Below are 25,874 nucleotides of genomic sequence, written 5' to 3' on the forward strand. Positions count from 1 at the left end.
CGTAGCGTGACCAGAGGCGCAGGAGACACATCGGCAGGTCGTGGAGAGGGTGGTGGCGTTGTGGTGATGGGTGAGAAGACTGAGAAGACTGAGAAGACTGAGAAGACGACGACCGAGCGGGCGGGCACGGCTGGCCCGTCACCGGCGCGGAGGCTTGTGGGAGGCCTGCTCAGGAACTTCCGCGAGCGGTCGGGGATGTCGCGCAAGGACGTCGCCGGGCGGCTGCTCGTCTCGGAGTCCCTGGCGGGCGCGTACGAGCGGGCCGAGCGTATCCCCACGTCCAACTACTTGGTGGACGCGGACGCGGTGCTGGATGCGCGGGGCGCGCTGAAGGCGTGCATTCCGCTGATGGAGGAGGAGAAGTATCCGCCTACCTTTGTGGGGTGGGTGCGGCTCCAGAAAACGGCGGCCAGCATTAGCGGGTACGAGACCATGGTGTTCCCGGGGCTGTTGCAGACCGAGGACTACATCCGTGCGCTGTATGAGGAGCGGGTGCCGCAGCTGGCCGATGACGTCATCGAGAAGAACGTGGTGGCACGGTTGGAGCGGCAGGCGGTGCTGAGCCGTACTCCACCGCCAATGATCGGGTACGTCATCGAGGAGTCGGTGCTCAAGCGCCCCATCGGTGGTCGGGAGGTGCTGCGAAAGCAGTTGCTGCACGTGTTGGAGTGCGTGCGTAGTCGACACCATCTAAAGGTGCAGGTGCTGCCAACGGAGACCCGCGAGCACGCAGGGATGTCAGGTCCGGTCCAACTTCTGAGCACGTCAGAGGGCCGCAACTTCGCCTACGAAGCGGGGCAGATCAGCGGTAGGTTGATCTCAAAGCCGCAGGAGGTCAACCAGCTCATCGACCGCTTCGGCGCGCTGCGGGCCCAGGCGCTTACGCCCCGGGAATCGGCAGACCTGATCGAGAGGATGGCGGGGCAACTATGAACGCCGAGTTGGCGTGGTTCAAGAGCAGCTACAGCAACAACGAGGGCGGCGATTGCATCGAAGTCGCCTACACCTGGCGCAAGTCGAGCTACAGCGACAACGAGGGCGGCGAGTGCGTAGAAGTAGCCACCTGCCCCCACGCGATCCACATCCGCGACTCCAAGACCGCCCACGAGGGCGGGCCCACCTTCACGGTCACGCCCACCGCGTGGACCACGTTCCTCAAGTCAGCGGCGCCCGAGTACGACCGTTCCTGACGAGCAGAACCAGCCGCCGGTCCCTGACGCCACCGCCAGCTCGGGCAGGCTGCCGTCGGGGCGGCGGACCTGGCCGTCGCCCGCCTGCCCCCTGAGCTGACGTACCGCCTCGACCAGCAGGAACAGGCCACGCATGCCGGGGTGCTGGGCGGAGAGGCCGCCGCCGTCCGTATTGGTCGGCAGTTCGCCGTCCCGGAGCAGGCGGCCCTTCTCCACGAAGGAGCCTCCCTCGCCCTTGGCGCAGAAGCCGAGGTCTTCCAGGGTCACGAGCGTCATGTACGTGAAGGCGTCGTAGATCTCGGCCACATCGATGTCGCCCGGCGTGACCTCCGCCCGTTCGAAGGCGAGGCGGCCGCTCACCGCCGCCGGGGAGACCGTGAAGTCGTCCCACTCCGACATGGTCGTGTGCGAGACGTGTTCACCTGCGCCGAGGACCCACACCGGCTCGGACGCGCAGTCCGCCACGTACTCCTCCCCGACGAGCAGCACCGCGCAGCCGCCGTCGGAGCGGATGCAGCAGTGCAGCTTGGTGAAGGGGTCCGCGATCATCGGGCCGCCGAGGACGTCGTCGACCGTGATCGGGTCGCGGAACATCGCGTCCGGGTTGGTCGCCGCGTTGGCCCGCGCCTGGACGGCGACCGAGGCGAGCTGTTCCAGGGTCGTGCCGTACTCGTGCATGTGGCGGCGGGCGGCCATCGCGTACTTGGCGATCAGGGAATGGCCGTACGGGACCTCGAACTGGAGCGGGCCCCGCGCGCCGAAGGAGAGGTTGGACGTACGCCGTTTCGCCCTGATGTCCGCCCGCGCAGTCGAGCCGTAGACGAGAAGGACGGCGTTCGCCCGCCCGGCGGCTATCGCGTCCGCCGCGTGTGCGGCCATGACTTCCCAGGTGGCGCCGCCGACCGAGGTGGAGTCCACCCAGCGGGGACGGAGGCCCAGGTACTCGGCGACCTCGACCGGCGCCAGTGTGCCGAGGCCCGCCGACGCGATGCCGTCGATGACGTCGCGGCCGAGCCCGGAGTCGGCGAGCGTGCGGCGGGCGGCCTGGGCGTGCAGGGCGTAGGGCGTGGCCTCGTCGACCCGCCCGCAGTCCGAGAGGGCGACACCGACGACGGCGACCTTGCGGGGAGTGGGGCGGACGGAGGTATGCATAAATCTGACGGTACATCAGCTCGGCTCCGCAGTAAGCAGGTTGGCGGCCCGCCTGCCGCCGCTCTGTGCATATCATCCTCACCGTCCTAACATGACGGCCCGTCAGATCGGGGACTCCGGGCCGCCGTGCCCGGGGCCCGGGGAGGAGCCTGCCGATGGACGCCGCCTTCAGTGCGGAACAGGGCGAGATCCGCCGCACTCTGCGCGAAGTGATCACCAAGCGGTGCGGGCCCGACGAGGTCAAGGCGGCGGTGCGTACCCAGGGCGGGCACGACACCGCCCTGTGGACCGCCCTCGCCGACCAGCTCGGGCTGCCCGGCCTTGCTCTCCCCGAGGCGTACGGAGGGGTCGGGTGCACGTCGGCCGAGCTCGCCCTCGGCTGCGAGGAGCTGGGCCGCGCCCTCGCCCCCACGCCCCTCTTCGCCACCAGCGTCCTCGCCGCCCCCCTGATCCTCGCGCTCGGCACCGACGAGCAGCGCGCCGCATCCCTTCCCCGCATCGCGGCCGGAGAGCTGACCGCCGCCCTCGCCGTCCCCGGCACCGGGCTCGCCACGGCGCTCGGTCTCGTCGGTGACAACGGCGGCGACTGGGCGGGCGGCGGGCGCGCGGGTGGCGTGCAGGCGCGGCTCACCGGTGGGGTGTGGCGGCTGTACGGGCAGGCCGAGCAGGTCATCGACGGGCACAGCGCGGGGCTGCTCGTGGTCGCCGCGCACGCGGGAGGCTTCGCCAGGTCCCGTACGCTCCTCTTCCTCGTGCGCGAGGGGGCGGCCGGCATGGTGCGGACGCGGCAGACCGCGCTGGACGAGACCCGCACTCAGGCGCGCGTCGAACTGCGCGACGTGGAGGGTGAGTTGCTGGGCGTCGACGAGGCGGATGTACCGGCCGCGCTCTGCGGCGTCGGGGACGTCGCGGCCACCGTCGTCGCCGCCGAGGCGGTCGGAGCGGCGGAACGATCCCTGGAACGTACCGTCGAATACGTGCAGCAGCGTGAGCAGTTCGGGCGCGTGATCGGGTCGTTCCAGGCGGTGAAGCACCGCCTCGCCGACGTGTACGTACAGGTGCAGGCGGCGCGGTCCGCCGCGTACTACGCGGCGTGGGCCGCGGGTGCGGAGGCCGCGGGGTTCGGCGGGCAGGGCGCCGAACGGGCCGGCGGGCTCGCGCTCGCGCAGGCCCTCGACGCGCTGCGGACCGCCGCGTCCGAGGCGGTGCAGTTGCACGGCGGCATCGGGTTCACCTGGGAGCACGAGGCGCATCTGTACTTCAAGCGGGCGGCCGGGGACGAGCTGCTCTTCGGTCCGGTGCACCGGCTGCGGGCGCGGGCGGCGGACCGGGCGGGTCTTTTCGAGCCCGCCGAAGTCGGGGAGGCGGTCTGATGCCGGTGGGCCTGCGGCTGGTGCAGAAGGTGTCGGCCACCCGGACCTTCGCGAAGATCGCGCCGCACTTCGTCCCCGCCATGGACCGGGCGGTGCACCGCCTCACCCGAGGCAAGGTGCTGCTCAGTGCGCGGATGCTGCCCGGCGTCATCCTGACCGCGCGCGGCGCGAAGACGGGTCTCCCGAGGCGTACGCCGCTGGCCTGCATGCCGGAGGAGGACGGGAAAGGCGGCGCGAGCTGGGTGCTTGTCGGCTCCAACTTCGGCCGCCCCGGCCACCCCGCCTGGACCGCCAACCTCCTCACCCACCCCGACGCCGAGGTGAACTGGCACGGCAAGGACATCCCGGTGCGTGCACAACTGCTCACGGGCGAGGCCCGCACATCGGCCTGGGCGGCCGCCCTACGCTTCTGGCCCCCGTACGCCGCCTACCAGTCCCGGATAGACCGCGAGATCCGCCTCTTCCGCCTGACCCCCCGTTGACGGCCCCGTAAGGGGGTCAAGGGGCGCGGGGAACTGCGCGAGCAACCACAGCGGACCCGCAGCAGAAGGACCGCCCCCGAAAGCACAGCGGCGGATCACCAAGGGGTGATCCGCCACGGCTGACAGGAAGGAAACGCTACTTCGTCGGCTTTTTGCCGGTTACGCCCAGATGTACCAACATCGCCAGGTTCGGCTTCAGTTCGGTTCCCTTGACGCCCCACGTCTGGAAGCCCCGCTGGTGGGAGGCGACCGCCGCGAGCATCGCGACCAGGGAGCCCGCCATGGCCGCCGGGCTGATGTCCTTGTCGACCTTGCCCTTGGCCTGGAGCTCCTTGACGGTGTCCGTAAGGGAGTTGTTGACCGAGTTGAGGATCTTCATCCTGATTTTGTAGAAGCGCTTGTCGCCTTCCGCGGCGCCCAGATCGACGACGCGGAGGATCGCGTCGTTCTTGCGCCAGAAGTCGAGGAAGCCTTCGACCAGGTCCTGGGAGGTCTGCCAGCCGGCCTTGCCGACCCACGAGCGTCCGTCGAGGAGCTGGGTCAACTCGGCGCCCTCCGCGGCCATTTGCTCCGCGATCTCCAGGACGGCCCCCTCGACGTCGGGGAAGTACTGGTAGAAGGTCGCTGGTGAAGTCCCCGCCTTCCGGGCGACGTCGATGACTTTGACGTCCCGGTAGGGCGAGGAGCTGAGCATCTCGCTGAGGCAGTCGAGCAGCTTCTGTCGCGTCGCCTGACCGCGCCGGCCGGCCACGCGGCCGTCGACGGTACGTACCTGTCCTGTCATGCCGTCAGCTTACCGAGGGGTGATCGGAGCGCGATTCGGCCGAGTGCAAATGGGGTTGGGGCGCGTGAGAGCGGCGCGGGGCGCACCTCGACGTCCGCCTACAGGAATCGGCCAAGTGTTCGGGTCTCCGTGCTGCGGGGGCCGGGGCGGGCGGCTAGCTTGACAGTCATGGACTACGCGGACCGGGACACAGGGGGCAGCCACCGGTACACCGGGGGCGACTACGCCGAGGGCGTGCCCTGCTGGGTCGACGCGATGCTGCCCGACGTCGAGGGCGGCAAGCGGTTCTACGGTGAGCTCTTCGGGTGGACTTTCGACCATGCGTACGCGTACGCGTACAGCGACGGCCTGCCCGTCGCCGCGCTCGCGCCCAAGGCCGACGGCCGCATGCCCACCGTATGGACGGTGTATCTGGCCACCCCCGACGCGGCCGCTCTGGCCGAACGCGTCAGGGACGCGGGCGGCTCCGTGATCACCGAGGCCAGGCAGGTCGGGCCCGCCGGGACGACGGCGCTCGCCGCCGACCCCGAGGGCGCCGTCTTCGGACTCTGGCAGGCCGGCACGCACCGCGGCTTCGGCAAGCAACAGCGGCCCGGGTCGTACTGCTGGGCCGAGGTGTACTCACGGGACAAGGACCTGGTCGACCCGTTCTACGAGCGCGTCTTCGGCTACGGCGGCTTCGACCTCGACCTCGACGGCGAGGACTTCCGCACCTGGTCGCCCGCGGGCGCCGAGCCGGGACCCGACACGGCGATCGGCGGCCGCAGCCTGATCCCCCCGGCCCCGGATGCCGGGGACGCGGGCGCCCGTATGCGCATCCCCGTGGAGATGCCCGCCCACTTCCTCGTCTACTTCAACGTCGACGGCACCGACGCGACCGCCGCCGCGGTGACCCGCCTCGGCGGACGCGTACAGGTGCCGCCCCACGACACCCCGTACGGGCGGATCGCGGTGTTCACCGACAACCAAGGAGCCACCTTCGCGGTCCTCCAGGACTGAAGGCCGGACAATTTGTCCGTAGACACCCCGATCCCGCCCCGGGTTCGCCACCGCCGCCCCGGACAGGAAGAATCAGGGTGCGTGCCGCCGTAGCGGCTCGGTGGTGAGACGCTGCACGGGGCTGTCTTCTTCGGCGGCCGCGTACGGGGAGGTGGCAGGGCAAGTGGTGGATCAGCTGACGCAGCACGATCCGAGGCGGATCGGCCCGTTCGAGGTCCTCGGCAGGCTGGGCGCCGGTGGCATGGGTCTGGTCTATCTCGCGCGCTCCGCGTCGGGGCGGCGCGTGGCGATCAAGACGGTGCGGACCGAGCTCGCCGAGGACCAGCTGTTCCGTGTCCGCTTCACGCGCGAGGTCGAGGCGGCCCGCGCCGTGTCCGGTTTCTATACGGCGGCCGTGGTGGACGCCGATCCGCGGGCCGCCGTGCCCTGGCTCGCCACCGCGTACGTCCCCGCGCCCTCCCTCGAAGAAATAGTGAACGAACACGGGCCGCTGCCCACCCAGGCCGTGCGCTGGCTGGCGGCGGGCGTGGCCGAGGCCCTGGAGTCCATCCACGGCGCGGGCCTCGTCCACCGTGACCTCAAGCCGTCCAACGTCCTCGTCGTCGAGGACGGGCCGCGCGTCATCGACTTCGGCATCGCGTCCGGCGTCTCCAACACGCGGCTCACCATGACGAACGTCGCCGTCGGCACGCCCGCCTACATGTCGCCCGAGCAGGCCAAGGACTCCCGCAGCGTGACCGGCGCGAGCGACGTCTTCTCGCTCGGCTCGACCCTCGTCTTCGCCGCGACCGGGCACGCGCCGTTCCACGGCGCCAACCCGGTCGAAACCGTCTTCATGCTGCTCAGGGAGGGCCCCGACCTCGAGGGCCTGCCCGCCGAGCTGCGGCCCCTCATCGAGTCCTGCATGCAGATGGAGGCGACGCTGCGGCCCAGCCCCGCCGACCTCCAGGCGCAGCTCGCCCCGCACCTCTTCGCCTCCGAGAGCGCCGACAACGACGACAGCGGCACCGCGTCCGCGTGGCTGCCCGAGCGCGCCGTCGCCCTCATCGAGGCCCGGCGCGGCGGCCGCCCGCCGGCCCGCGTGCCCGTCTCCGCCGGACGCAGCGGCGGCCGTGGCGCCGCCGCCCACGCCCCCGCCATGTCCGCGGCCCCCGTCACCGCGCCGCCGCCCCCGCAGCAGCCGCCGCCCGCGCCGCCTTCCCGGCCGCCCTTCGGCGGCGGCCCCGACTCCGGGCCCGTGCGGCTCGCCGGGGCGAAGGTGCCGATCGGGCCGGGACCGAGGGTCGCCGACGCACGCCCGGCCGTCGCGCCGCCCGGCGCGTCCGGGCTCGCCGCCTCCTGGTCCCGCTCCGCGGGCCACCGGCCGCCCGGCAACGGCGCCGACCCGGCGCCCGCGGTACCGGCCCCCGCACCGGCCCCGGACGCCGCCACGTCGTGGCGCCCGTGGCGCTTCCGCATGTCCAACGACGTCTGGGGCACGCCCGCCGTCGCCGGGGACCTCGTCTACGTCACCTCCTTCGAGGTCCACGCGCTGGACGTCGGCACGGGCCGCCGCAGCTTCAAGACGCGGGACGTCGCCTGGTCCATGGCGGTCGCCGACGGCCGCATCCACGCGTCCGACGGCCCCACGCTCTACGCCCTCGACGGCGCCGACGGCTCCGACCTGTGGCGGCTGCCGACCGACGCCTGGGTGTACTCCCTCCAGGCCGACCGGGGCACCGTCGTCACCGGCACGCGCGGCGGCGGCGTCCAGGCGTGGGAGGCGGCCAACGGCGAGAAGCTCTGGGAGATCACCGGGGCGCAGACCGACTTCGAGACGCCCGAGGCAGGGCCGCTCGTCGCCGACGGCACGGTGTACGTCTGGAAGGGCGCGCGGCTGCGGGCCCTGGAGGCGCGGACCGGCGACGAACGCTGGTCGTACCCCGTCGGCGACGCGGCCTCCTGCGGCGGCGTGCCCGTGCGGCTCACGCAGGCGCAGGACGGTTACGTGTACGTGGCCGCCGGCACGCGTGTCCTCGCCATCGACGTCGCCAGCGGTCACGTCCGCTGGCACTTCGAGGCACCCGCCGCCTTCCTCTGCCCGCCCGCCTTCGCGCCCGGACCCGCCGTCACCGGCGGCGGCGTGTACCTCGCCGACTACCTCGGCACGGTGTACGCCCTCGACGCGACCGACGGCCGCGACCGGTGGCGCATCGCCACGGAGTCCCGCTCCTCCATCGAACCGGTCCTCGTCGCCGACGGCCACGTCCACGTGGGCAGCGGCAAGGGCCTCTACACGCTGGACGCGGTGACCGGCACACCGAAGTGGCGCTTCCAGGCGGGCGGCGAGGTCGTCGGCGCACCCGTCGTCGCCGACCGCCGCATCCACTTCGGCTCCACGGACCACCTGCTCTACACCCTCAAGGCCGACGACGGCCGCCTCCGCTGGAAGCTGGCCACCGGCGGCGAGATCACGGGCGCCCCCGTGGTGCGGGACGGCGTCGTCTACGCGTGCAGCAAGGACCGCTGTGTGTATGCCCTGGACGCGGAGCGGGGGACGGGGACGTCGCCGAGGGCATAGCGGGCGCTCAGCGCGGGGGTGTGGTCGGCGGGTCCGGGTCCTGCCAAGGGGGCGGGGCGGTGGGCGGGTCCGACGGGTACGGGGCCGGCGGGTAGTAGGGGTCGCCGTAGGGAGGGGGCTCCGGGTACGGGTCCGGAGCCGGGACCGGCTCCAGGTCACGCTCACGTCCGCGCCTGCGACGCCGCCCCGCCATGAGCGCCGCGCCCAGCAGCAGCGCCACCCCGCCACCGAGGCCGAGCAGCACGCCCTGGCCGAGGCCCGAACCGTCACCCGCGACCGCCAGACTGCCCCGCGCCTGCCCCTGCCGGACCATCCACAGCACGGTGAAGCCCAGCACGAGCACGCCCGCGAGAGCGACGAGGAGCCGTGACCTGAGCACGAGCCCGATCAGCGTCAGCAGGGCGGCGAAGGCGAACGGCAGGAAGACCGAGCCGAACAGCTCCGCCTTCGCGTCGGTGACCCCGCCCCCGGAGAAGAGCTCGTCGATGCGGAAGTGGCGCCCGTGACGGCCGTCGTACCAGGCTCGGAAGGGGCTCCATACGGCGGCCGTCGCTCCGGCGAGAGCGAAGATCGACCCGAGGACGTTGCGGACCATGGGGCCTCCTCCTGTGCGTGCGACTCGCTGTGCGCATCCGTACGCGTCTCTCAAGATCGACGCTACGCCGGGTGCGTGGGCATCGCCATGCGGCGAGACTTGGCCCATGTCCATGGATGCGCAACGACACCGCCGCGACCGCCTCCGTGCCTGGTGGGCGCACCGGCAAGGGCTCGACGGGGCGCTCATGGGCGCCCCGCCCGCGGAGGTGCTCGCCCGGACCGGCTGGGCGAGGTCCGTCGGCGGCTCGGGGCCGTATCTGGGGTTGCGGGCCCGGTGCGGGGCCTCACGGGAGGACATGGATGCCGCTGTCGCGCGGGTCGACATCCATGAGCTGCCGTCCGCGCGCGGCTGCGCCTATGTATTGCCCGCCGCCGACTACGCCCTCGGCCTCACCGTCGGCGCCCACGCCCCGGAGGCGGAGGCCCGGCAGGCCGCCAAGCACCTGGGGGTCACCCCGGCGGAGCTGGACGGCCTGTGCGAGGCCGTGCGGGGCGCACTCGGCGACGTACCGCTCGACCCCGCGAAGATCAAGGCCGCGACGGGCGACGCCGTCCGCGGCCTCGGCCCCGAGGGGAAGAAGCGCGGCCTCAGCACCACCCTGCCGCTCGCCCTCGGACTGCTGCAGGCGCGCGGGCGGATCCGCCGCGTGCCGGTGAGCGGGCGCCTCGACCAGCAGCGGTACGGATACGTCGCCTGGGACCTCGACCTCGGCGGCCGCACCCCGGAGACCGCCCGCGCCGAGCTCGCCCGCCGCTACTTCGACTGGGCGGCGCCCGCCTCCCTCGCGCACTTCCGCTGGTTCTCCGGCTGCACGGTGGCGGCCGCGAAGGCTGCGGTGGCCGGGCTCGGGCTCGTGGACGTGGGGGAGGGATTGCTGATGCCGCCGGGGCTCGTCGACGCCTTCGAGGCGTACGCCGTGCCCGACGAACCCTCGTACGCCCTCCTCGCCGGCACCGACGGCATCCACCTGCTGCACCGCGACCTCGGCAGGATCATCGAACCGGCCGACGCGGAGCGGGAGTTCGGCGGCAAGCGGCTCGGCGGCCTGGCCGACGCGCCCGCGCACATCATCGTGGACCGGGGGCGGCTCGTCGGGCTCTGGGAGTACGACGTGGACGCGGCCGAGGTGGTGTGGCGCGTCTTCGACGCGGCGCTGCGGGACGATGCTGCGCTGCGGGCCGCCGTCACCGCCACGGAGTCGTTCGTGCGCGACGAGCTCGGTGACGCCCGCGCGTTCAGCCTGGACTCGCCGAAGGCCCGGGTGCCCCGGGTGGCCGAGCTGAGGGGCTGAGGAGCCACCCCCTTACCTGGTCCGGAAGTCGTTCCCGCGGCGTTGTACGAACAGCTTCGCCTGGCGGTCCGGGGGCAGGTTTCCCAAGGCGATCAGGTGAGGCGCGTGGGCCAGGGCCTGGGTGCGGGAGGCCTCCTTCGCCGACCAGATCGCCCGGACCGTGCCCTGCACCGCCTCCGTCGGGTACGACGCGATGGTCTCCGCGGCACGGACCGCCGCCGCCAACGCGCCGCCCGGCGACGTCAGTTCGGAGACCAGGCCCGTCTCGTACGCCCGACGTGCCGAGATCCGTTCCGCCGTGCCCATCAGCGCCATCCTCGCCACCTCGCCGAACGGCATGCGCTGCGCGAGGTGGATCGTCTCGTACGCGCTGACCATGCCGTACGTGGTGTGCGGGTCGAAGAACGTGGCGTGCTCGTCGGCCACCACGAACTCCGCCTCGCCGAGGAGGTAGAAGGCGCCGCCGCACGCCATGCCGTTGACCGCGGCGATCACCGGTTTCCAGAGGTCGTTCGCCTTCGGGCCGATCGCGATCAGCGGGTCGTCGATCGTGTAGGGGGAGGGCGGCTGGGGGACGTCCGCGTCGCGGTCGATGCCCGTGCAGAAGGCCTTCTCGCCGGCGCCGGTCACGACGACCGCGCGTACGGTGTCGTCGTACCTGAACCGCCGCCAGGTCGCGGCCAGTTCGGCCGCCGTCGGTACGTCGATCGCGTTGTGGCGCCCGGGGCGGTCCAGGGTCAGGACCGCCACGCCCGTGTCCTCGTCGACCGCCGTGCGCAGGGCGGCGGCGGCCGGGGTCACGGGCGCTCCAGGAGCCAGCGCGGGACCACGGTTCCGCCGACGTCCGCGAAGACGACCTGCACCTTCGCGCCGATGCGGAGCCGTTCCGGGGCGACGGAGTCCAGGGGGGCGTCCGGCGCCGCGACGAGGTTGCCGACGAGGCGGATGCGGGGGGCGTCGGCCAGCTCGACGATGATCGCGTTGTACGGGGCCTGTTCGGCGTAGGCGGGGAGGAGGGGCGGATGCGGGAAGACGTACGACCAGATGCGGGCGTGGCCGCTCATGAGCCGCCACTCGCTTTCGAAGGACTGGCAGTGGGGGCAGCAGGGGCGGGGCGGGAATCTTGGTTCGCGGCAGGCGGTGCAGGTCTGTATGCGGAGTTCGCCTCGGGCGGCGTAGGCCCAGAAGGGGGCGCCGTCGTCGTCCATGGTTGGCGTCAGGAGGGGTTCGGTCGTCGCGTCTGCCATGTGATCGTCCTCTGCCGGGTGCGGGTTTGTTGTGGCTGGTCGCGCAGTTCCCCGCGCCCCTGGAAGGCCCCTGCGGGGCCCCCAGGGCGCTTGTCAGGTCCTCAGGAGCAGCGCCGACGTGGGGACTCCCTCGCCTGCCGTCACCAGGCACGTCTTCGCGTCCGGGACCTGGGCCGTGGACGTGCCCCGTAGTTGCTTCACGCCCTCGTTGATGAGGTTGAAGCCGTGGACGTAGGCCTCGCTCAGGCCGCCGCCGCCCGTGTTGATGGGGAGGCGGCCGCCGCTCTCCAGGGCGCCGCCCTCCGTGAAGGCGCCGCCCTCGCCTCGGCCGCAGAAGCCGTAGCCCTCCAGGGAGAGGGGGATGAGCGGGGTGAACGCGTCGTAGATCTGGGCGACGTCGACGTCCTGGGGGCCGAAGTCCGCCTGTTTCCAGAGGTGGCGGGCCGCTGTCCAGGCCGGGCCGGAGAGCGGGTCGTCGTTCCAGTAGTTGACCATGCCGTGGTGCTGGGCGGGCAGGCCCTGGGCGACGGAGTGGACGTAGACGGGGCGTCGGCGGCAGTCGCGGGCCCGTTCGGCGGAGACGATGACGCACGCCAGCGCGCCGTCCGTCTCCAGGCAGTTGTCGAAGAGGCAGAGCGGCTCGCTGATCCAGCGCGAGGTCATATACATGTCGCGGGTCAGCGGGCGTTCGTACATCATCGCGGCCGGGTTCTGGTTGGCGCGGTTGCGGCAGGCGAGGGCGACGTTGAAGAGGTGGTCGCGGGTCGCGCCGTACTCGTGCATGTAGCGGCGTGCGAGCATCGCGATCTCGTCGGCGGGGCGGAGGAGGCCGAAGGGGCGCGTCCACTGGGCCGGGGTGGGGAGTTGGACGGTGGTGTTCTTCCAGGGGCGGGGGCCGCTGCCGCGTTTGCGGGAGCGCCAGGCGACGCCGACGCTCGCCTGGCCCGTGGCGATGGCCGCGGCGAGGTGGGCGACGGTGGCGCAGGAACCGCCGCCGCCGTAGCCGACCTTGCTGAAGAAGGTGACGTCGCCCGCGCCGATGGCCTTGGCGACCTCGACCTCGTCGGTCTCCTCCATCGTGTACGAGGCGAAGGCGTCGACCTCGGACGGGGCGATGCCGGCGTCGTCGAGCGCGGCGATGACGGCGCGGCACGCCAACGTCTTTTCGGACTCCTGGAGTTGTTTGGCGAAGGGGGTCTGGCCGATCCCGACTATCGCAGTAGCGTCCTTGAGTGAAGCCATGGGCAACGGCACCTCCGCCGGGTCGCGAGCGTGTCACCACTGCTGACAGCGCGTCAGGCTACAGCTAATCTGACGGTTAGTCAGCTACTGGGTTCTCTGCGGGAGGGGCTTGCGATGCGCGGCGACCTGGAGTGGGGCAGCATCCCGGGACTGGTACGGGCGGCCGCCGAGCGGTACGGCCCGCGGGAGGCGGTCGTCGAGGGCCGCACCCGCGTCACGTACGCGGAACTCGGCGCACGCGTGGAGCACGCCGCGGCGGCCTGCATGGCCAACGGCGTCGAACCCGGCGACCGCGTCGCCGTCTGGGCGCCCAACACTCTCGACTGGATCGTCTCCGCGCTCGGCGCCGTCTCGGCAGGCGCGGTCCTCGTCCCCCTCAACACCCGCTTCAAGGGCGCCGAGGCGGCGGACGTCCTGGCGCGCAGCCGGGCCAGACTCCTCTTCGTCACCGGCACGTTCCTCGGTACGTCGTACGTCGCCTCGCTGCGCCGCGCCGCCGCCGACGGCCCCGGGCACGGCCCGCTGCCGGGCCTGCCGCACCTGGAAGAGGTGGTCGTCCTCTCCGACGACGCCCCGGAGGACTTCCGCACCTGGAAGGACTTCCTGGCGAGCGGTGGCCGGGTGACCGGTGAAGCGGTCCGCACCCGGGCCGCGTCCGTCGACGGCTCCGCGCCCTCGGACATCATCTTCACCTCGGGCACGACGGGCCGCCCCAAGGGTGCCGTCATCACCCACGCCCAGACCCTGCGCTGCTACGACGTGTGGAGCGAGCTGGCCGGGCTGCGCGAGGGCGACCGCTATCTGATCGTGAACCCGTTCTTCCACACCTTCGGCTACAAGGCCGGGATCATCGCCTGCCTGATGCGGGGCGCGACCATGATCCCGCAGCCGGTCTTCAACGTGGACACGGTCCTCGCCAACGTCGCCGCCGAACGCATCTCCGTCCTGCCGGGACCGCCCACCCTGCACCAGTCGATCCTCGACCACCCATCGCGCGACCAGCACGACCTGTCCGCGCTGCGGCTCGTCGTGACGGGTGCCGCGGTGGTGCCGCTGCGGCTCGTGGAGCGGCTGCGCGCAGAGCTTCGCATCGCCACCGTCCTTACCGCGTACGGACTTTCGGAGGCGAGCGGCATCGTCACGATGTGCCGCCGCGGCGACCCGGCCGACGTCATCGCGGCGACGTCGGGCCGCGCCATCCCCGACACGGAGGTACGGGTGGTGAGTCCCGCCGGGGAACCGCTGGGGCCGGGCCACCCGGGCGAGGTCCTCGTCCGCGGCCACCACGTCATGCGGGGCTATTTCGAGGACCCGGCCGGCACGGCACAGTGCCTGACGCCGGACGGCTGGCTGCACACGGGCGACGTCGGCGTCCTCGACAAGGAGGGCAACCTCCGTATCACGGACCGGATCAAGGACATGTTCATCGTCGGCGGCTTCAACGCCTACCCAGCCGAGATAGAGCAACTCCTCGGCGTCCACCCGGAGGTGGCCGACGTCGCCGTGATCGGAGTCCCGGACCCGCGGCTCGGCGAGGTCGGCAAGGCGTACGTGGTGCGGCGGCCCGGGGCCGTCGTGACGGCGGACGACCTGATCGCGTGGGCGCGCCGGGAGATGGCTAACTACAAGGTGCCGAGGACCGTCGAGTTCATGGCGGAACTGCCGCGGAACGCGAGCGGGAAGGTGGTGAAGGGGGAGCTGCGGGGGCGGCGCACGCGCTAGCCGGCGGGCCACCCGTCAGTGGCCGGCTATACGCCTGCGGCCGGCTATACGCCTGCGGCCGTCAGTGCCGCGCGCTCGGCGGCGCTGCACTCCACGCAGAACTCGTTGCCCTCCAGGTCGGTGAGGGCGACGAAGCCGCGGCCGCTGGGCTTCCGGTGGTCCTCGTACAGCTTCGCGCCGAGCGCGAGGAGCCGCTCGACCTCCTCGTCGCGGGTGCGGTCCTGCGGCTGGAGGTCGACGTGCACCCGGTTCTTGAGGGTCTTGGTCTCCGGGACGGTCACGAACAGCAGCGTGATGCCGTCCGCCTCGACCAGGGCCTCCGGATCACCGGGAAAGTCGTCGTCGGCGAGCTTGCCGCCGAGCACCTCGGCCCAGAAGGTGCCCTGCCGGTAGGCGTCGTGGGCGTCGAACGTGAGGTGGCGCACGCGAGAAGTCATGGGCGGCACTATTCGCGGTGCGGGGCGGGGTTGTCCACGGAAATACAGTCGGGCTCTAGTGGCCGGACGGCGGCTCGAAGCAGCCGGTCTCCATGAAGCGCCCGTTCGCCGTGGCCTCGTAGTTGGTCTTCTGCACGAAGGCGGTGATGCAGGCGCTGTCGCCCACGTAGAGCCCGACGACCGCACCCTCCGGGGTGACCTGGTCCCCGTCCTCGTAGCGTGAGTTCATCGCCTGCACGTCGAGCTCGCCGCCGACCAGCTCGCCCTTCTCGGTCGTCTTCCGGACCTCGTACCCGAGCTCACCGGTGAGGGCGGCGCGCACGCTGTCCGGGTCCCACTTCTGTGCCTTCCACAGCCGCTTCAGGACGGGCTTGATGCGGGCCGCCTCGGCCCGTGCCGCCTCCGCGTCCGCCGCGGACATCTCACCGGGGCGGCGGTAGGCGTTGTTCTCGCCGTTGTGGGGCGCGCCGTCGATGACTCCGGGCTCCACGTAGGGGGAGGCGCCGGAGGAGGGCGTGGGTGTGGTCTCGGGAGAGGCGGACGGGGTGCCGGTGATGGGGGCGGCAGTATCCGTGCCGGGTCGCTCGTCACCGCAGGCGGTGAGGACGAGACCGCCCCCAAGGAGGAGCGCACAGGCACTGAGGCGTCTTCGGTGGGTTCGATACGTCGAGGGGACCATGCCCACGACTCTGCCACGAACGGGTGAGCGACTCTGCCAGGATTGCCCGATGCACACCGCACGACCCGACTCGGCCGCCCGCCCCCGCATCCTCTTCGTCACGGACCTCGCCTACGAGGCGAAGGGCCGCCGCTACTGCGACGAGGACGTCTACCTCACCGCCCGCCTCCGCGAGGACTTCGACGTGGCCCTGTGCCACCCGCTGGACGCGGCGCCCCTGATGGAGACGGGCGCCTTCGACACCGTCGTGGTCCGCAACAGCGGCCCGGTCCTCCACTACGAGGCGCAGTGGAACGACTTCAAGGAACGCGCGGCGAGGTGCGGAGCCCGCGTCTACAACCAGCTCACCGGCAAGGCCGACATGGCCGGCAAGCAGTACCTGCTCGACCTGACGGCGGCGGGCTACCCCGTGATCCCCACGGTCGACGACCCCCGGGACGTCGGCCGCCTCCCGGAGACCGCCACGTACGTGGTCAAGCCGAAGGCGGGCGCGGACTCCATAGGCCTGGAATTCCTGTCCCGCGAGGAGCTGGCGGGGCTGCGGCCCGAGTCCGGCATCCTGATCCAGCCGTGCGTCGACTTCACGTACGAGGTCTCGTTCTACTTCGTCGACCACACCTTCCAGTACGCGCTGCACGCGCCCGACCCCGCCAGGCGCTGGCACCTGGAGCGGTACGAACCGACCGCGGCCGACCTGGCCTTCGCCCGCGCCTTCGTCGACTGGAACACCGTCGACCACGGCATCCAGCGCGTCGACGCGTGCAGGACCCGTGCCGGGGAGCTCCTCCTCGTCGAACTGGAGGACCTCAACCCGTACCTCTCGCTGGACCTCCTCGACGAGGAAGCGCGCGACACGTTCGTGTCGGCCCTGAAGGGGGCCCTGAAGAGGTCCCTCACCTCAGCCGTTTGACGCAGACCGGCTGGTGCCGCGTCCCGTCTTCCGCCCCGTCGCGTACAGGCCTAGCCTCACAAAGGAGGAGAGCCTGCGGCAGCATGGCAGCGCGGTCGCCGCTCTTCCCGGTCCCCGGACCCCGGACGCGTCGTTCTGCCCTTTCCCCACAGCAAGGGGGTGACGTCGAGAGGGGCCGCGCATCGGCCCACGGACGGCCGGAGCTGTGCCACCGATCCCGTCGGCTCCGGTTCGTGCCCTCCCGGCCAGTTCCGAACGGGGCGTTCTCCCGCACTCCCCGACGCCGTGAGGGCAGGCGCGCGCCGACATCGGAGGGGAGCCACGGCGTCGGCGCGCGCGGGCGGCCACCGCCGGTCCGGCGCCCCACGCCGCGGCGGTGGCCCCCGGTCAGTCCTGCGGCGCGGTCGGCGTGTGGCCGTCGCGGGGCGGGGCCGGCACGTGGCTGTCGCCCTGCGGGGTGACCGGGGTGTGGCCGTCGGTGGCGAGGGCGGGGCTCGCGGCGCCACCGGCGACGGCGGCCGCGACAGCCAGTGTGACGAAGACCTTCTTGGTGCGGGTCATTCCAACTCCCTTGAAAAGCGCAACTGTTGCTGCTTGGGGACGCTACTGGTGAATGGCACGGCTGTTCGGGTTGCTTGCCTGGTTCCCGCCAGCGATTGGCCTGAACCGAGTCCGGACATGCGTCGGCCGCGGCGGCTCCCCCACCGCGCCGCCGCGGCCGACCCCCGTCGGGAATGAAGTTCTCAGGCGTCCTTGGCCGGCGGGGCAGGCGTGTGGCTGTCGCCCTGCGTGGTGGCCGTGCCGTCCTTCGGCGGGGCGGGCGTGTGGCTGTCGCCCTGCGTGGTGGCCCCGCCGTCCTTCGGCGGAGCCGGCGTGTGGCTGTCGCCCATCGTCGTGATGCCCTGGTTCGTCTTGGCGTCGCTCATGTCGGAACTCCTAAGGGATGTGACGGTTCGCTGGGGCAGAACACCCGCTCAGCAACTCCCCCGAGGGTCGCTGAACGGGTGTTCCAGGGCCGCTCACCCTATCTGTGGGGCCCGAGGCGACCCGTCTGCCCCCCGACGCGACGGATCGATAAGTAGAGAGTGGCAGCCCGCCATAAACGTTCGATGAACGCGCCGAGGGGGAGCGTCAGGCGGCGGCCAGCGGGCCGAGGAGTCCGCGTACTTCGTCGACCTCGGCGGCGCCGGCCCTCTCGTGGATGACCAGGGCTTCTCGCCAGCAGGCCCTCGCCCGGTCGACCTGGCCCAGGCTGTCGAGGCACCTTCCCAGCAGGACGAGGACGTTGGCCCGCATCCAGTCGCCGCCCATGCACCCCGTCGTCAGCGCCTGCTCCGCGTGCTGGGCCGCCAGGGCCGCACGGTGGGAGGAGAGGTGTACCTGCGCGAGGCGGAAGTGCGTGGTCCCCTCCCACAGGCGCTGCCGGTTCTCCGCGAAGACGTGCAGCGCCTCGGTGAGCTGGTCGAGGGCCTCGCCGTGGCGACCGGCATGGCCGAGGACGACCCCGAGCGCGTACCGGGCATTGGCCAGCCGGAACGTGAGACCGAGGTCGTCGTAGATGGCGATGCCCTGCCGGGCGAGCTCGATGGCCTTCGCCGTGCGGCCCAGGTCGACGAGGGCGCGGGAGAGGTTGCAGAGGGCGCTCGCCTCACCCGGCCGGTTGCCGTCGGCGCGGAAGGCCTCGATCGCCCGGAGCAGGTAGGCCTCGCTGGCCTCCAGCTGGTTGGTGCAGTTGCCGATGATCCCCAGTTCGTTCGGCGCGTTGCTGCTGGTCCACGGGTCGTTCGCGGTGCCCTCGAGCGCCAGCGCCCGCTCCGCCTCCAGCTTGCCCTCGTCGAACCGCCCCGCGTTGCTGTGCACTTGGGCCAGCGTCACCCGCGCGCGGCCCTCGGCACGGGCATCGCCCACCTCCGCCGCCGCGTCCCGTGCCGCGCACGTCGCCGCCTCGTACCGCAGCGAACTCGCCCCCGACTCCGCCAGATCCTTGGAGGCAAGGAGCAGGTCCACCGCCCGCCGCAGCGTCCCCGCGCCCAGGGACTGCTGGACGCAGGCCAGGATGCAGGCCGCCTCCGAGTGGAGCCAGTCCAGGGCCTTCGTGTCGTCCGTGAAGTCCTGGCCCGCGTGCTGCGTCGGCGCCAGGTGGTCCACCGTGCGGTCGCCGGGGCGTTCGATCGCGTAGACCCGCGCCGCCGACGCCAGATAGAAGTCCAGCAACCGCGACATCGCCGCGTCCCGCTCGCTGGGGGGCTGCTCGTCGCGTTCGGCGCATGCACGCGCGTAGAGGCGTACGAGGTCGTGGTAGCGGTAGCGGCCGGGGGCGGCGGATTCCACCAGGGACGTGTCGACCAGGGATTCCAGGAGGTCCTCCGTCTCCTCCAGGGGGAGGTCGAGGACCGCCGCGGCGGCCGCGAGGGAGAGGTCGGGGCCGTCGGCGAGGCCGAGGAGGCGGAAGGCGCGGGCCTGGGCCGGCTCCAGCTGGCCGTAGCCCAGCTCGAAGGTCGCCTTGACCGCGAGGTCGCCCGCCTGGAGCTCGTCGAGGCGCCGCCGCTCGTCCGCCAGCTTCGCCGCGAGCGTGGAGACCGTCCAGGTGCGGCGGGCCGCGAGGCGGGACGCCGCGATCCGGATGGCGAGCGGCAGGAAACCGCAGGCCGCCACCACGTCGAGGGCGGCCTCGCGCTCGGACGTCACCCGCTCCTCGCCGACGATGCGGGTGAAGAGGAGAAGGGCCTCCTCGGGGGACATCACGTCCAGGTCGATCAGGTGCGCGCCCGCCAGGTCGACCATGCGGACGCGGCTGGTCACCAGGGCCGCGCAGCCTTCCATGCCGGGGAGCAGCGGGCGGACCTGGGCCGCGTCGCGCGCGTTGTCCAGGAGGACGAGGATCCTGCGGCCGGCCAGGACCGAGCGGTACAGGGCCGCCCGCTCCTCCAGGGAGTCCGGGATCGCCGAGTCGGCCGTGCCGAGGGCGCGCAGGAAGGCGCCGAGGACCGTCTCCGGTTCGGCGGCCCGCGCGCCCGCGCCCTGGAGGTCCACGTACAGCTGGCCGTCGGGGAAGTGGGTGCGCGCGACGTGCGCGACGTGGACGGCGAGGGTCGTCTTGCCGACGCCGCCGATGCCCGCGAGCGCCGAGACCGCCATCACGCGGCCCTCGGAGGTGGAGAGGATGTCACTCAGTTCGTCAACGAAGGACGCGCGCCCCGTGAAGTCGGGGACGGTCGCCGGGAGCTGTGCCGGGCGTACCGCCGTCGTCGCCGGTTCCTGGTCGGGGGCGGCGGGCTCGGCGAGGGCGGGGTCGGCCTGGAGGATGCGCTGCTGGAGCTCCTTGAGGCCCGGTCGCGGGTCCACGCCGAGTTCGTCGGCGAGCAGGCGGCGCGTGTCCGCGTAGACGGCGAGGGCCTCCGCCTGGCGACCGCTGCGGTAGAGCGCCAGCATCAGCAGCTCGCGCAGCCGCTCCCGCAGCGGGTGCGCCGCCGTCAGGGCCGTCAGCTCCGACACCGCCTCCGCGTGGCAGCCCTGTTCGAGGTCCATGTCCAGGCGGGTCTCGACGAGCTGCAGGCGCCACTCGTCGAGGCGGGTGCGCTGGGTGTCCGCGTAGGGACCGGGAACGTTGGCCAAAGGCTCGCCGTCCCAGAGCCCCAGTGCCTTGTTCACCAGCGTGCGCGCCTGGCAGAGGTCGCCGACGCTGCGGGCCTTCTCGGCCGCCGCCCAGAGGTCCTCCGCCACGGCCAGGTCGAGGGCGCCGTCCCCGACCTGGACGGCATAGCCGCCGGACTCGCTGACGAGGACGCCGGCAGGCAGCACCTTGCGGAGCCGGGACGCGTACGTACGTACCGCTGCCAGCGCCTGCGACGGCGGCTCCTCGCCCCAGAGCGCGTCGATCAGCTCCGACGCGGTGGCCGTGCGGCCGTCCCGCAGGAGGAGGGCCGCGAGCAGCGCCCTCTGCTGGGGGGATCCGGTGTTGAGCTGTTCCGAGCCGTGCCACGCGCGCACCGGTCCGAGCACGCTGAAGCGCGGCGTCCGAACCTCGGGGGGGTGCCCCTCGGTCCGCTCCCCGGGGGTGTCCCCCGAGGCCGGACGCCGCTGCTCCGGTACGCGCGGTACATCGACCATCGCTCCCCCTGCCGCCCTGCCGTTCCCAATCCTGCCGGTCGCGGGTCTGCCCGCCCGCGGTGGTGCGTATGCCTGTGGCTCTGTTGCTGTGTGGCTCTGCTGCTCTGTGGTGCTGTGGTTCCGTGCCCGGTTCTTGCTCCCCGCCAGTTTGCCTTGTCCATGGCGGATGCGTCAGCCGTGGGAGACGGCTCTCACAGGGTCCTCGCACGACATTCCGCATCACAGCCAGCTGACGGGTCGTCAGATCGGCGCTACCGTGAGCCTCATGGAGACCACGGAGAGCCCGCAGACCTTCTCGCAGCCCGGCCCGCAGACCGTCCCGCAGCCCTTCCCGAAGATCATCTCGGTGGACGACCACACGGTCGAACCCCCCAGCGTCTGGCGGGACCGGCTCCCGTCCAAGTACCAGGACCGCGGCCCCAGGATCGTCCGCGCCCCGCTGCGGGAAATGTCCTTCCTGGGCGGGAAATTCGCCCCCGTCATGGGCGAGCAGGGCGAGGACGGGCCCATCGGGGACTGGTGGATCTACGAGGACCTGCACCGCCCCCTCACCCGCCTCGACACCGCGGTCGGCTACGCCAGGGACGAGATCAAACTCGAGGTCATCACGTACGAGCAGATGCGGCCCGGGTCCTTCTCCGTCCCCGACCGGCTCGCCGACATGGACGTCAACCACGTCCAGTCCGCCCTCTGCTTCCCCACCTTCCCGCGCTTCTGCGGGCAGACGTTCACCGAGGCGAAGGACCGGGAGCTCGCCCTGCTCAGCGTCCAGGCGTACAACGACTGGATGGTGGAGGAGTGGTGCGGGCCCGAGGCCCACGGCCGCCTCATACCGCTCACCCTCATTCCGCTCTGGGACGCGGAGCTCGCCGCCGCGGAGGTACGGCGGAACGCCGCGCGGGGCGTACGGGCCGTCGCCTTCTCCGAGATCCCGCCCCACCTCGGACTGCCGTCCATCCACACCGACGAGTGGGACCCCTTCCTGCGCGCCTGCGACGAGACCGGCACGGTCGTCGCCATGCACATCGGCTCGTCCAGCAAGATGCCGTCCACGTCGGCGGACGCGCCGCCCGCCGTCGGCTCCACGATCACCTTCGCCAACTGCTGCTTCTCGATGGTCGATTGGCTGATGAGCGGCAAGTTCGAACGCTTCCCCCGCCTGAAGGTCATGTACGCCGAGGGGCAGATCGGCTGGATCCCCTACATCCTCGAGCGCGCGGACGTCGTGTGGGAGGAGAACCGGGGGTGGGGCGGGGTCGCGGACAAGGTCACGCGACCGCCGTCCGAACTCTTCACCGAGCACGTATACGGCTGCTTCTTCGATGACGCGTTCGGGTTGCGCAATCTCGACTCCATCGGGGTGGGGAACGTGCTGTACGAGACGGACTATCCGCACTCCGACTCGACCTGGCCCAAGTCGCGGGAGGTCGGGGAGGCGCAGATGGGGCACCTCGACCCCGGCGTCGTCGACCGCATCGTCCGCGGCAACGCGGTCGAGCTTCTCGGCCTTACGGGGGCTGGCCTCTGGCCTGGGGCGGGTGCCGGTGCGCCCGGCGACGTCCCGCGGGGGTAGGAGCGGGGTGTGCCCCGCGACGTCCTGTGGGGGTAGGAGCACCGAGCCCGCCGCTTCGCGGCGGATGTATCCCACCCACCCGCCCGTGCACCCCGCGACGCCCCGCGGGAGTAGGAGCGAGTCGCCCCACCGGGGCGCAGCCGCACACGCTCCCGAGGGGGTGTGGGGGTATGTGCGAACGGAGCACCGAGCGCACTCTGGCGTCTTTGGACTTGAGGCGTGGCGCAGGGATGGCGAGTACGCACATACCCCCGCGCCCCCGCCCCACAGACGGGCAATAGGCGCCACCCGCACCCGCCAAGCGCGCCCCGCCAGAACCCTTGTCTGACGCAGCGTCAGCTACGACTATGGCCCAGCGCCTTGCATGACGGGGCGTCAGGTCAAGACGGAGAGCGTGGAGGCGCCCGTGGTCGTCTACGGAATGCAGTTGCCGGTCCAGTCGCAGAGCCCGCTGTACGCCGAGCCATGGGAGGCCGAAGCCGGCCCCGAGGACCTCGTGGAGATCGCCCGCACCGCCGACCGCACCGGCTTCGCCTACCTCGCCACCTGCGACCACGTCGCGATCCCCCGCCGCCTCGCCGACGCGATGGGCACCGTCTGGTACGACCCCGTCGCGACCCTCGCCCACCTCGCCGCCGTCACCGAGAACGTCCGCCTCATGAGTCACGTCGCCATCGTCGGGCTCCGGCACCCGCTCCTCTCCGCCAAGCAGTACGCCACCCTGGACCGGCTCAGCGCCGGGCGTCTGATCCTCGGGGTCGGCGCGGGACACGTACAGGAGGAATTCGAGGCGCTCGGCGTCGAGTTCGCGCGGCGGGGCCAGATCCTCGACGAGACCGTGGACGCGCTCAGGGCGGCCCTCGGCCCGGACGAGTACCCCGCACACCACGGCCGGCGCTTCGGCTTCCAGGATCTCGCGCAGCGGCCACGCCCCGCCCAGGCCCGCGTCCCCATCTGGGTCGGCGGCTCATCGCCCGCCGCCGTGCGCAGGGCGGCCACCCGCGGCGACGGCTGGCTGCCGCAGGGCGACCTGCGCGACGCGCTGCCCGCGCAGATAGCCCGGCTCAAGCAACTGCGCGAGGAGGCGGGGGTCCGGGAGCCGGTCACCGTGGGCGCCATCACCGAGGTGCTGTACGTGGGGGAGCCCGCCCACCCCGTGGGCCGCCGCACGCTCTCCGGGAAGCCCGAGGCCCTCGCCGAGTCCCTGCGCGAGTACGCCGCGATGGGCGTCGACCAGATCCAGGTGCGCTTCCGCACCCGGAGCCGTACCGAACTCACCGACCAGATGGCGGCCTTCGCCGCCGACGTGGCCCCGAACCTCAACGACTGACGACGAGAGTGACGAGAGCAGGGAGCAGGACATGGGCAAGCTGGACGGCCGCGTCGTCATCGTGACCGGCGCCGCGCGCGGACAGGGCGAGCAGGAGGCGCGCCTCTTCGTGGAGGAGGGCGCCCGCGTACTCATCGCCGACGTGCTCGACGAGCAGGGCGAGGCGCTCGCCAAGGAGCTGGGTGAGGACTCCGCGGTCTACGTCCACCTGGACGTAGGAGCAGAGGCGGACTGGCAGGCCGCCACGGCCATCGCGAAGGACACCTTCGGGAAGATCGACGGGCTCGTGAACAACGCCGGCATCCTCCGGTTCAACGAAATCGTCAGCACGCCCCTCGAAGAGTTCCAGCAGATCATCCAGGTCAACCAGATCGGCTGCTTCCTCGGCATCCGTACCGTCGCTCCCGAGATCGGCTCGGCGGGCGGCGGCACGATCGTGAACACCGCCTCGTACACGGCGCTCACGGGCATGGCGTACGTGGGCGCGTACGCCGCGACCAAGCACGCCATCCTCGGGCTCACCCGGGTCGCGGCCCTGGAGCTGGCCGCCAAGGGCATCCGCGTCAACGCCGTGTGCCCGGGGGCCGTCGACACCCCCATGACCAATCCCGCGCAGCTGGACCCCACCGCCGACCCCACGGAGGCGCGGGAGGCGGTCGCCGGGCTCTACAAGAAGCTCGTGCCGCTCGGCCGGGTCGGCCGGCCCGAGGAGGTGGCCGCCCTCGCGCTCTTCCTGACCGGGGAGGACTCGGCGTACATCACAGGCCAGCCGTTCGTCATCGACGGGGGGTGGCTGGCCGGGGTGAGCGTCATCTGACGCTACGTCAGCGAGCCGGGCCCGCGCCCCTTGACGGCCTCCCGGGGCGGTGGAACAGTCGACGCATCGCAATCTGACGGTTCGTCAGAAACCGTCGGACCTCACGAGGACGGTGAACCTCCTTGGAATTCGGTCTCTTTGTACAGGGATACGTGCCCGCCCAGCGGGCCAAGGTCGACCCCGAAGCGGAGCACAAGGCGCTCATCGAGGAGACCGAGTACGTCATCCAGGCGGACAAGTCCGGCTTCAAATACGCCTGGGCGTCCGAGCACCACTTCCTGGAGGAGTACTCACACCTCTCCGCCAACGACGTCTTCCTCGGATACCTCGCCCACGCCACCGACCGCATCCACCTCGGCTCGGGCATCTTCAACCCGCTCGCGCCCGTGAACCACCCGGTGAAGGTCGCCGAGAAGGTCGCCATGCTCGACCACCTCTCCGAAGGGCGCTTCGAGTTCGGGACGGGGCGCGGTGCCGGTTCGCACGAGATCCTCGGCTTCATGCCGGGCATCACGGACATGAACCACACCAAGGAGATATGGGAAGAGACCATCGCCGAATTCCCCAAGATGTGGCTCCAGGACGAGTACGTAGGCTTCCAGGGCAAACACTGGTCGCTGCCGCCGCGCAAGATCCTCCCCAAGCCGTACGGGAAGTCGCACCCGGCCATGTGGTACGCCGCCGGGTCCCCCTCCTCGTACGCCATGGCGGGCAAGAAGGGGCTCGGCGTCCTCGGCTTCAGCGTGCAGAAGGTCTCCGACATGGAGTGGGTCGTCGAGTCGTACAAGACGGCCGTGAAGGAGGCGGAGGCGATCGGCGGCTTCGTCAACGACAACGTCATGGTGACGTCCACGGCGATCTGTGCGGAGACGCACGCCAAGGCCGTCGAGATCGCCGTCTGCGGCGGGCTCAACTACCTGCAGTCGCTGCTCTTCCGCTACCACGACACGTTCCCGCGGCCCGAGGGCATTCCCGAGTGGCCCGAGCTGCTCCCCGAGTACACCGAGGAGCTCATCGAGCTCCTCATCGCCGAGGAGCTGATGATCTGCGGCGATCCGGACGAGGTGCTCACCCAGTGCAAGCGGTGGGAGCAGGCCGGGGCGGACCAGCTCAGCTTCGGGCTGCCGATCGGAGTGTCGCCCGAGGACACGAAGAACACGATCCGGCTGATCGGTGAGCACGTGATTCCGAAGATCGACACGGATCCCGTCCACCGCACTACGCGGTTCCGGCAGGCTGCCGGGGCGTAGTCCTCCGACCGCCCCGGCTTCCCCTCCCGGACGGAGGCCGGGGCCCTTGCGGGGGCGGGGGCGGGGTGGTGGTTGCCGACACGGGGCCCCGCCCCGGACCCCGTCCATCGCCCTGCGGGCTCGTCCTC

At 71.9% G+C, this 25,874-nt stretch carries 24 protein-coding genes; 13 read left to right on the forward strand and 11 right to left on the reverse strand.

The features are described from left to right. Positions 1–66: 66 nt before the first annotated feature. Together ACI2L3_RS08865 and ACI2L3_RS08870 are read left to right on the forward strand one after the other, a co-directional pair. Positions 67–933, forward strand: a complete 867-nt coding sequence (locus ACI2L3_RS08865) for a Scr1 family TA system antitoxin-like transcriptional regulator (RefSeq protein WP_404751613.1) — start codon at positions 67–69, stop codon at positions 931–933. Continuing rightward, entirely contained in the window at positions 930–1,190 is a 261-nt protein-coding gene (locus ACI2L3_RS08870) for a DUF397 domain-containing protein (RefSeq protein WP_404751614.1), read from the forward strand. The genes ACI2L3_RS08865 and ACI2L3_RS08870 overlap by 4 nt, the downstream gene beginning before the upstream one ends. On the opposite strand, the gene ACI2L3_RS08875 is transcribed toward ACI2L3_RS08870, so the two are convergent. Then, on the reverse strand, positions 1,161–2,342 hold the full coding sequence (locus tag ACI2L3_RS08875) for a thiolase C-terminal domain-containing protein (protein ID WP_404751615.1): 1,182 nt from the start codon (positions 2,340–2,342) through the stop codon (positions 1,161–1,163). The two genes, ACI2L3_RS08870 and ACI2L3_RS08875, sit on opposite strands and share 30 nt — an antisense overlap. 155 nt (positions 2,343–2,497) lie before the next feature. Here ACI2L3_RS08875 and ACI2L3_RS08880 point away from each other — a divergent pair, with 155 nt between their 5' ends. Together ACI2L3_RS08880 and ACI2L3_RS08885 are read left to right on the forward strand one after the other, a co-directional pair. Continuing rightward, a complete protein-coding gene (locus ACI2L3_RS08880; RefSeq protein WP_404751616.1) occupies positions 2,498–3,715 on the forward strand; it encodes an acyl-CoA dehydrogenase family protein in 1,218 nt (405 codons plus the stop codon). Next, positions 3,715–4,197 carry a nitroreductase family deazaflavin-dependent oxidoreductase gene (locus tag ACI2L3_RS08885; protein WP_404751617.1) on the forward strand — a complete coding sequence of 161 codons (483 nt, stop codon included), beginning with the start codon at positions 3,715–3,717 and terminating at the stop codon, positions 4,195–4,197. The genes ACI2L3_RS08880 and ACI2L3_RS08885 overlap by 1 nt, the downstream gene beginning before the upstream one ends. 136 nt (positions 4,198–4,333) lie before the next feature. On the opposite strand, the gene ACI2L3_RS08890 is transcribed toward ACI2L3_RS08885, so the two are convergent. Continuing rightward, a complete protein-coding gene (locus ACI2L3_RS08890) occupies positions 4,334–4,981 on the reverse strand; it encodes a TetR family transcriptional regulator (protein ID WP_404751618.1) in 648 nt (215 codons plus the stop codon). A gap of 168 nt (positions 4,982–5,149) precedes the next feature. On the opposite strand from ACI2L3_RS08890, the gene ACI2L3_RS08895 reads away from it, so the two are divergent. Together ACI2L3_RS08895 and ACI2L3_RS08900 are read left to right on the forward strand one after the other, a co-directional pair. After that, complete coding sequence (locus tag ACI2L3_RS08895; RefSeq protein WP_404751619.1) at positions 5,150–5,980, forward strand: VOC family protein; 831 nt, start codon at positions 5,150–5,152, stop codon at positions 5,978–5,980. Positions 5,981–6,143: 163 nt separating this feature from the next. Beyond that, positions 6,144–8,540: a PQQ-binding-like beta-propeller repeat protein gene (locus ACI2L3_RS08900; RefSeq protein ID WP_404751620.1), complete on the forward strand. Its 2,397-nt coding sequence runs from the start codon at positions 6,144–6,146 to the stop codon at positions 8,538–8,540. Positions 8,541–8,547: 7 nt separating this feature from the next. Here ACI2L3_RS08900 and ACI2L3_RS08905 read toward each other — a convergent pair whose 3' ends face one another. Continuing rightward, positions 8,548–9,135 (reverse strand): hypothetical protein, encoded by a 588-nt coding sequence (locus ACI2L3_RS08905; protein WP_404751621.1) that lies wholly within the window; start codon positions 9,133–9,135, stop codon positions 8,548–8,550. 106 nt (positions 9,136–9,241) lie between these two features. On the opposite strand from ACI2L3_RS08905, the gene ACI2L3_RS08910 reads away from it, so the two are divergent. Further along, positions 9,242–10,429 (forward strand): DNA glycosylase AlkZ-like family protein, encoded by a 1,188-nt coding sequence (locus ACI2L3_RS08910; protein ID WP_404751622.1) that lies wholly within the window; start codon positions 9,242–9,244, stop codon positions 10,427–10,429. Between the two features lie 12 nt (positions 10,430–10,441). On the opposite strand, the gene ACI2L3_RS08915 is transcribed toward ACI2L3_RS08910, so the two are convergent. From ACI2L3_RS08915 to ACI2L3_RS08925, 3 genes are all read right to left on the reverse strand, one after another. Beyond that, complete coding sequence (locus ACI2L3_RS08915) at positions 10,442–11,230, reverse strand: enoyl-CoA hydratase/isomerase family protein (protein WP_404751623.1); 789 nt, start codon at positions 11,228–11,230, stop codon at positions 10,442–10,444. After that, on the reverse strand, positions 11,227–11,676 hold the full coding sequence (locus tag ACI2L3_RS08920) for a Zn-ribbon domain-containing OB-fold protein (RefSeq protein ID WP_404751624.1): 450 nt from the start codon (positions 11,674–11,676) through the stop codon (positions 11,227–11,229). Before ACI2L3_RS08920 ends, ACI2L3_RS08915 begins: the two co-directional genes overlap by 4 nt. A 93-nt stretch (positions 11,677–11,769) precedes the next feature. After that, entirely contained in the window at positions 11,770–12,918 is a 1,149-nt protein-coding gene (locus ACI2L3_RS08925; RefSeq protein ID WP_404751625.1) for a lipid-transfer protein, read from the reverse strand. Between the two features lie 114 nt (positions 12,919–13,032). Here ACI2L3_RS08925 and ACI2L3_RS08930 point away from each other — a divergent pair, with 114 nt between their 5' ends. Beyond that, on the forward strand, positions 13,033–14,640 hold the full coding sequence (locus ACI2L3_RS08930; RefSeq protein WP_404751626.1) for a FadD3 family acyl-CoA ligase: 1,608 nt from the start codon (positions 13,033–13,035) through the stop codon (positions 14,638–14,640). A 44-nt stretch (positions 14,641–14,684) separates the two neighbouring features. Here ACI2L3_RS08930 and ACI2L3_RS08935 read toward each other — a convergent pair whose 3' ends face one another. Further along, positions 14,685–15,077 (reverse strand): VOC family protein, encoded by a 393-nt coding sequence (locus tag ACI2L3_RS08935; protein WP_404751627.1) that lies wholly within the window; start codon positions 15,075–15,077, stop codon positions 14,685–14,687. Between the two features lie 55 nt (positions 15,078–15,132). Then, positions 15,133–15,756 (reverse strand): hypothetical protein, encoded by a 624-nt coding sequence (locus tag ACI2L3_RS08940; protein WP_404751628.1) that lies wholly within the window; start codon positions 15,754–15,756, stop codon positions 15,133–15,135. Positions 15,757–15,805: 49 nt separating this feature from the next. On the opposite strand from ACI2L3_RS08940, the gene ACI2L3_RS08945 reads away from it, so the two are divergent. Next, complete coding sequence (locus ACI2L3_RS08945; protein WP_404751629.1) at positions 15,806–16,666, forward strand: hypothetical protein; 861 nt, start codon at positions 15,806–15,808, stop codon at positions 16,664–16,666. A gap of 387 nt (positions 16,667–17,053) precedes the next feature. On the opposite strand, the gene ACI2L3_RS08950 is transcribed toward ACI2L3_RS08945, so the two are convergent. The 3 genes from ACI2L3_RS08950 to ACI2L3_RS08960 form a co-directional block, all read right to left on the reverse strand. Continuing rightward, entirely contained in the window at positions 17,054–17,227 is a 174-nt protein-coding gene (locus tag ACI2L3_RS08950) for a hypothetical protein (RefSeq protein ID WP_404751630.1), read from the reverse strand. A 182-nt stretch (positions 17,228–17,409) separates the two neighbouring features. Continuing rightward, a complete protein-coding gene (locus ACI2L3_RS08955) occupies positions 17,410–17,592 on the reverse strand; it encodes a sigma-like protein (protein ID WP_404751631.1) in 183 nt (60 codons plus the stop codon). Between the two features lie 205 nt (positions 17,593–17,797). Continuing rightward, positions 17,798–20,776: an AfsR/SARP family transcriptional regulator gene (locus tag ACI2L3_RS08960; RefSeq protein WP_404751632.1), complete on the reverse strand. Its 2,979-nt coding sequence runs from the start codon at positions 20,774–20,776 to the stop codon at positions 17,798–17,800. Positions 20,777–21,041: 265 nt separating this feature from the next. On the opposite strand from ACI2L3_RS08960, the gene ACI2L3_RS08965 reads away from it, so the two are divergent. The 4 genes from ACI2L3_RS08965 to ACI2L3_RS08980 all read left to right on the forward strand — a co-directional run bounded on the left by ACI2L3_RS08965 (position 21,042) and on the right by ACI2L3_RS08980 (position 25,746). Continuing rightward, on the forward strand, positions 21,042–22,349 hold the full coding sequence (locus tag ACI2L3_RS08965; RefSeq protein ID WP_404751633.1) for an amidohydrolase family protein: 1,308 nt from the start codon (positions 21,042–21,044) through the stop codon (positions 22,347–22,349). 364 nt (positions 22,350–22,713) lie between these two features. Further along, positions 22,714–23,679 carry an LLM class F420-dependent oxidoreductase gene (locus ACI2L3_RS08970; protein WP_404751634.1) on the forward strand — a complete coding sequence of 322 codons (966 nt, stop codon included), beginning with the start codon at positions 22,714–22,716 and terminating at the stop codon, positions 23,677–23,679. A 31-nt stretch (positions 23,680–23,710) separates the two neighbouring features. After that, positions 23,711–24,496 carry an SDR family NAD(P)-dependent oxidoreductase gene (locus ACI2L3_RS08975; protein ID WP_404751635.1) on the forward strand — a complete coding sequence of 262 codons (786 nt, stop codon included), beginning with the start codon at positions 23,711–23,713 and terminating at the stop codon, positions 24,494–24,496. 122 nt (positions 24,497–24,618) lie between these two features. Then, entirely contained in the window at positions 24,619–25,746 is a 1,128-nt protein-coding gene (locus ACI2L3_RS08980) for an LLM class flavin-dependent oxidoreductase (RefSeq protein WP_404751636.1), read from the forward strand. The last annotated feature ends 128 nt before the right edge of the window (positions 25,747–25,874 follow it).

Origin of the sequence: Streptomyces sp. NPDC029674 (genome assembly GCF_044903205.1) — a bacterium.
Taxonomy (GTDB): Bacteria; Actinomycetota; Actinomycetes; order Streptomycetales; family Streptomycetaceae; genus Streptomyces.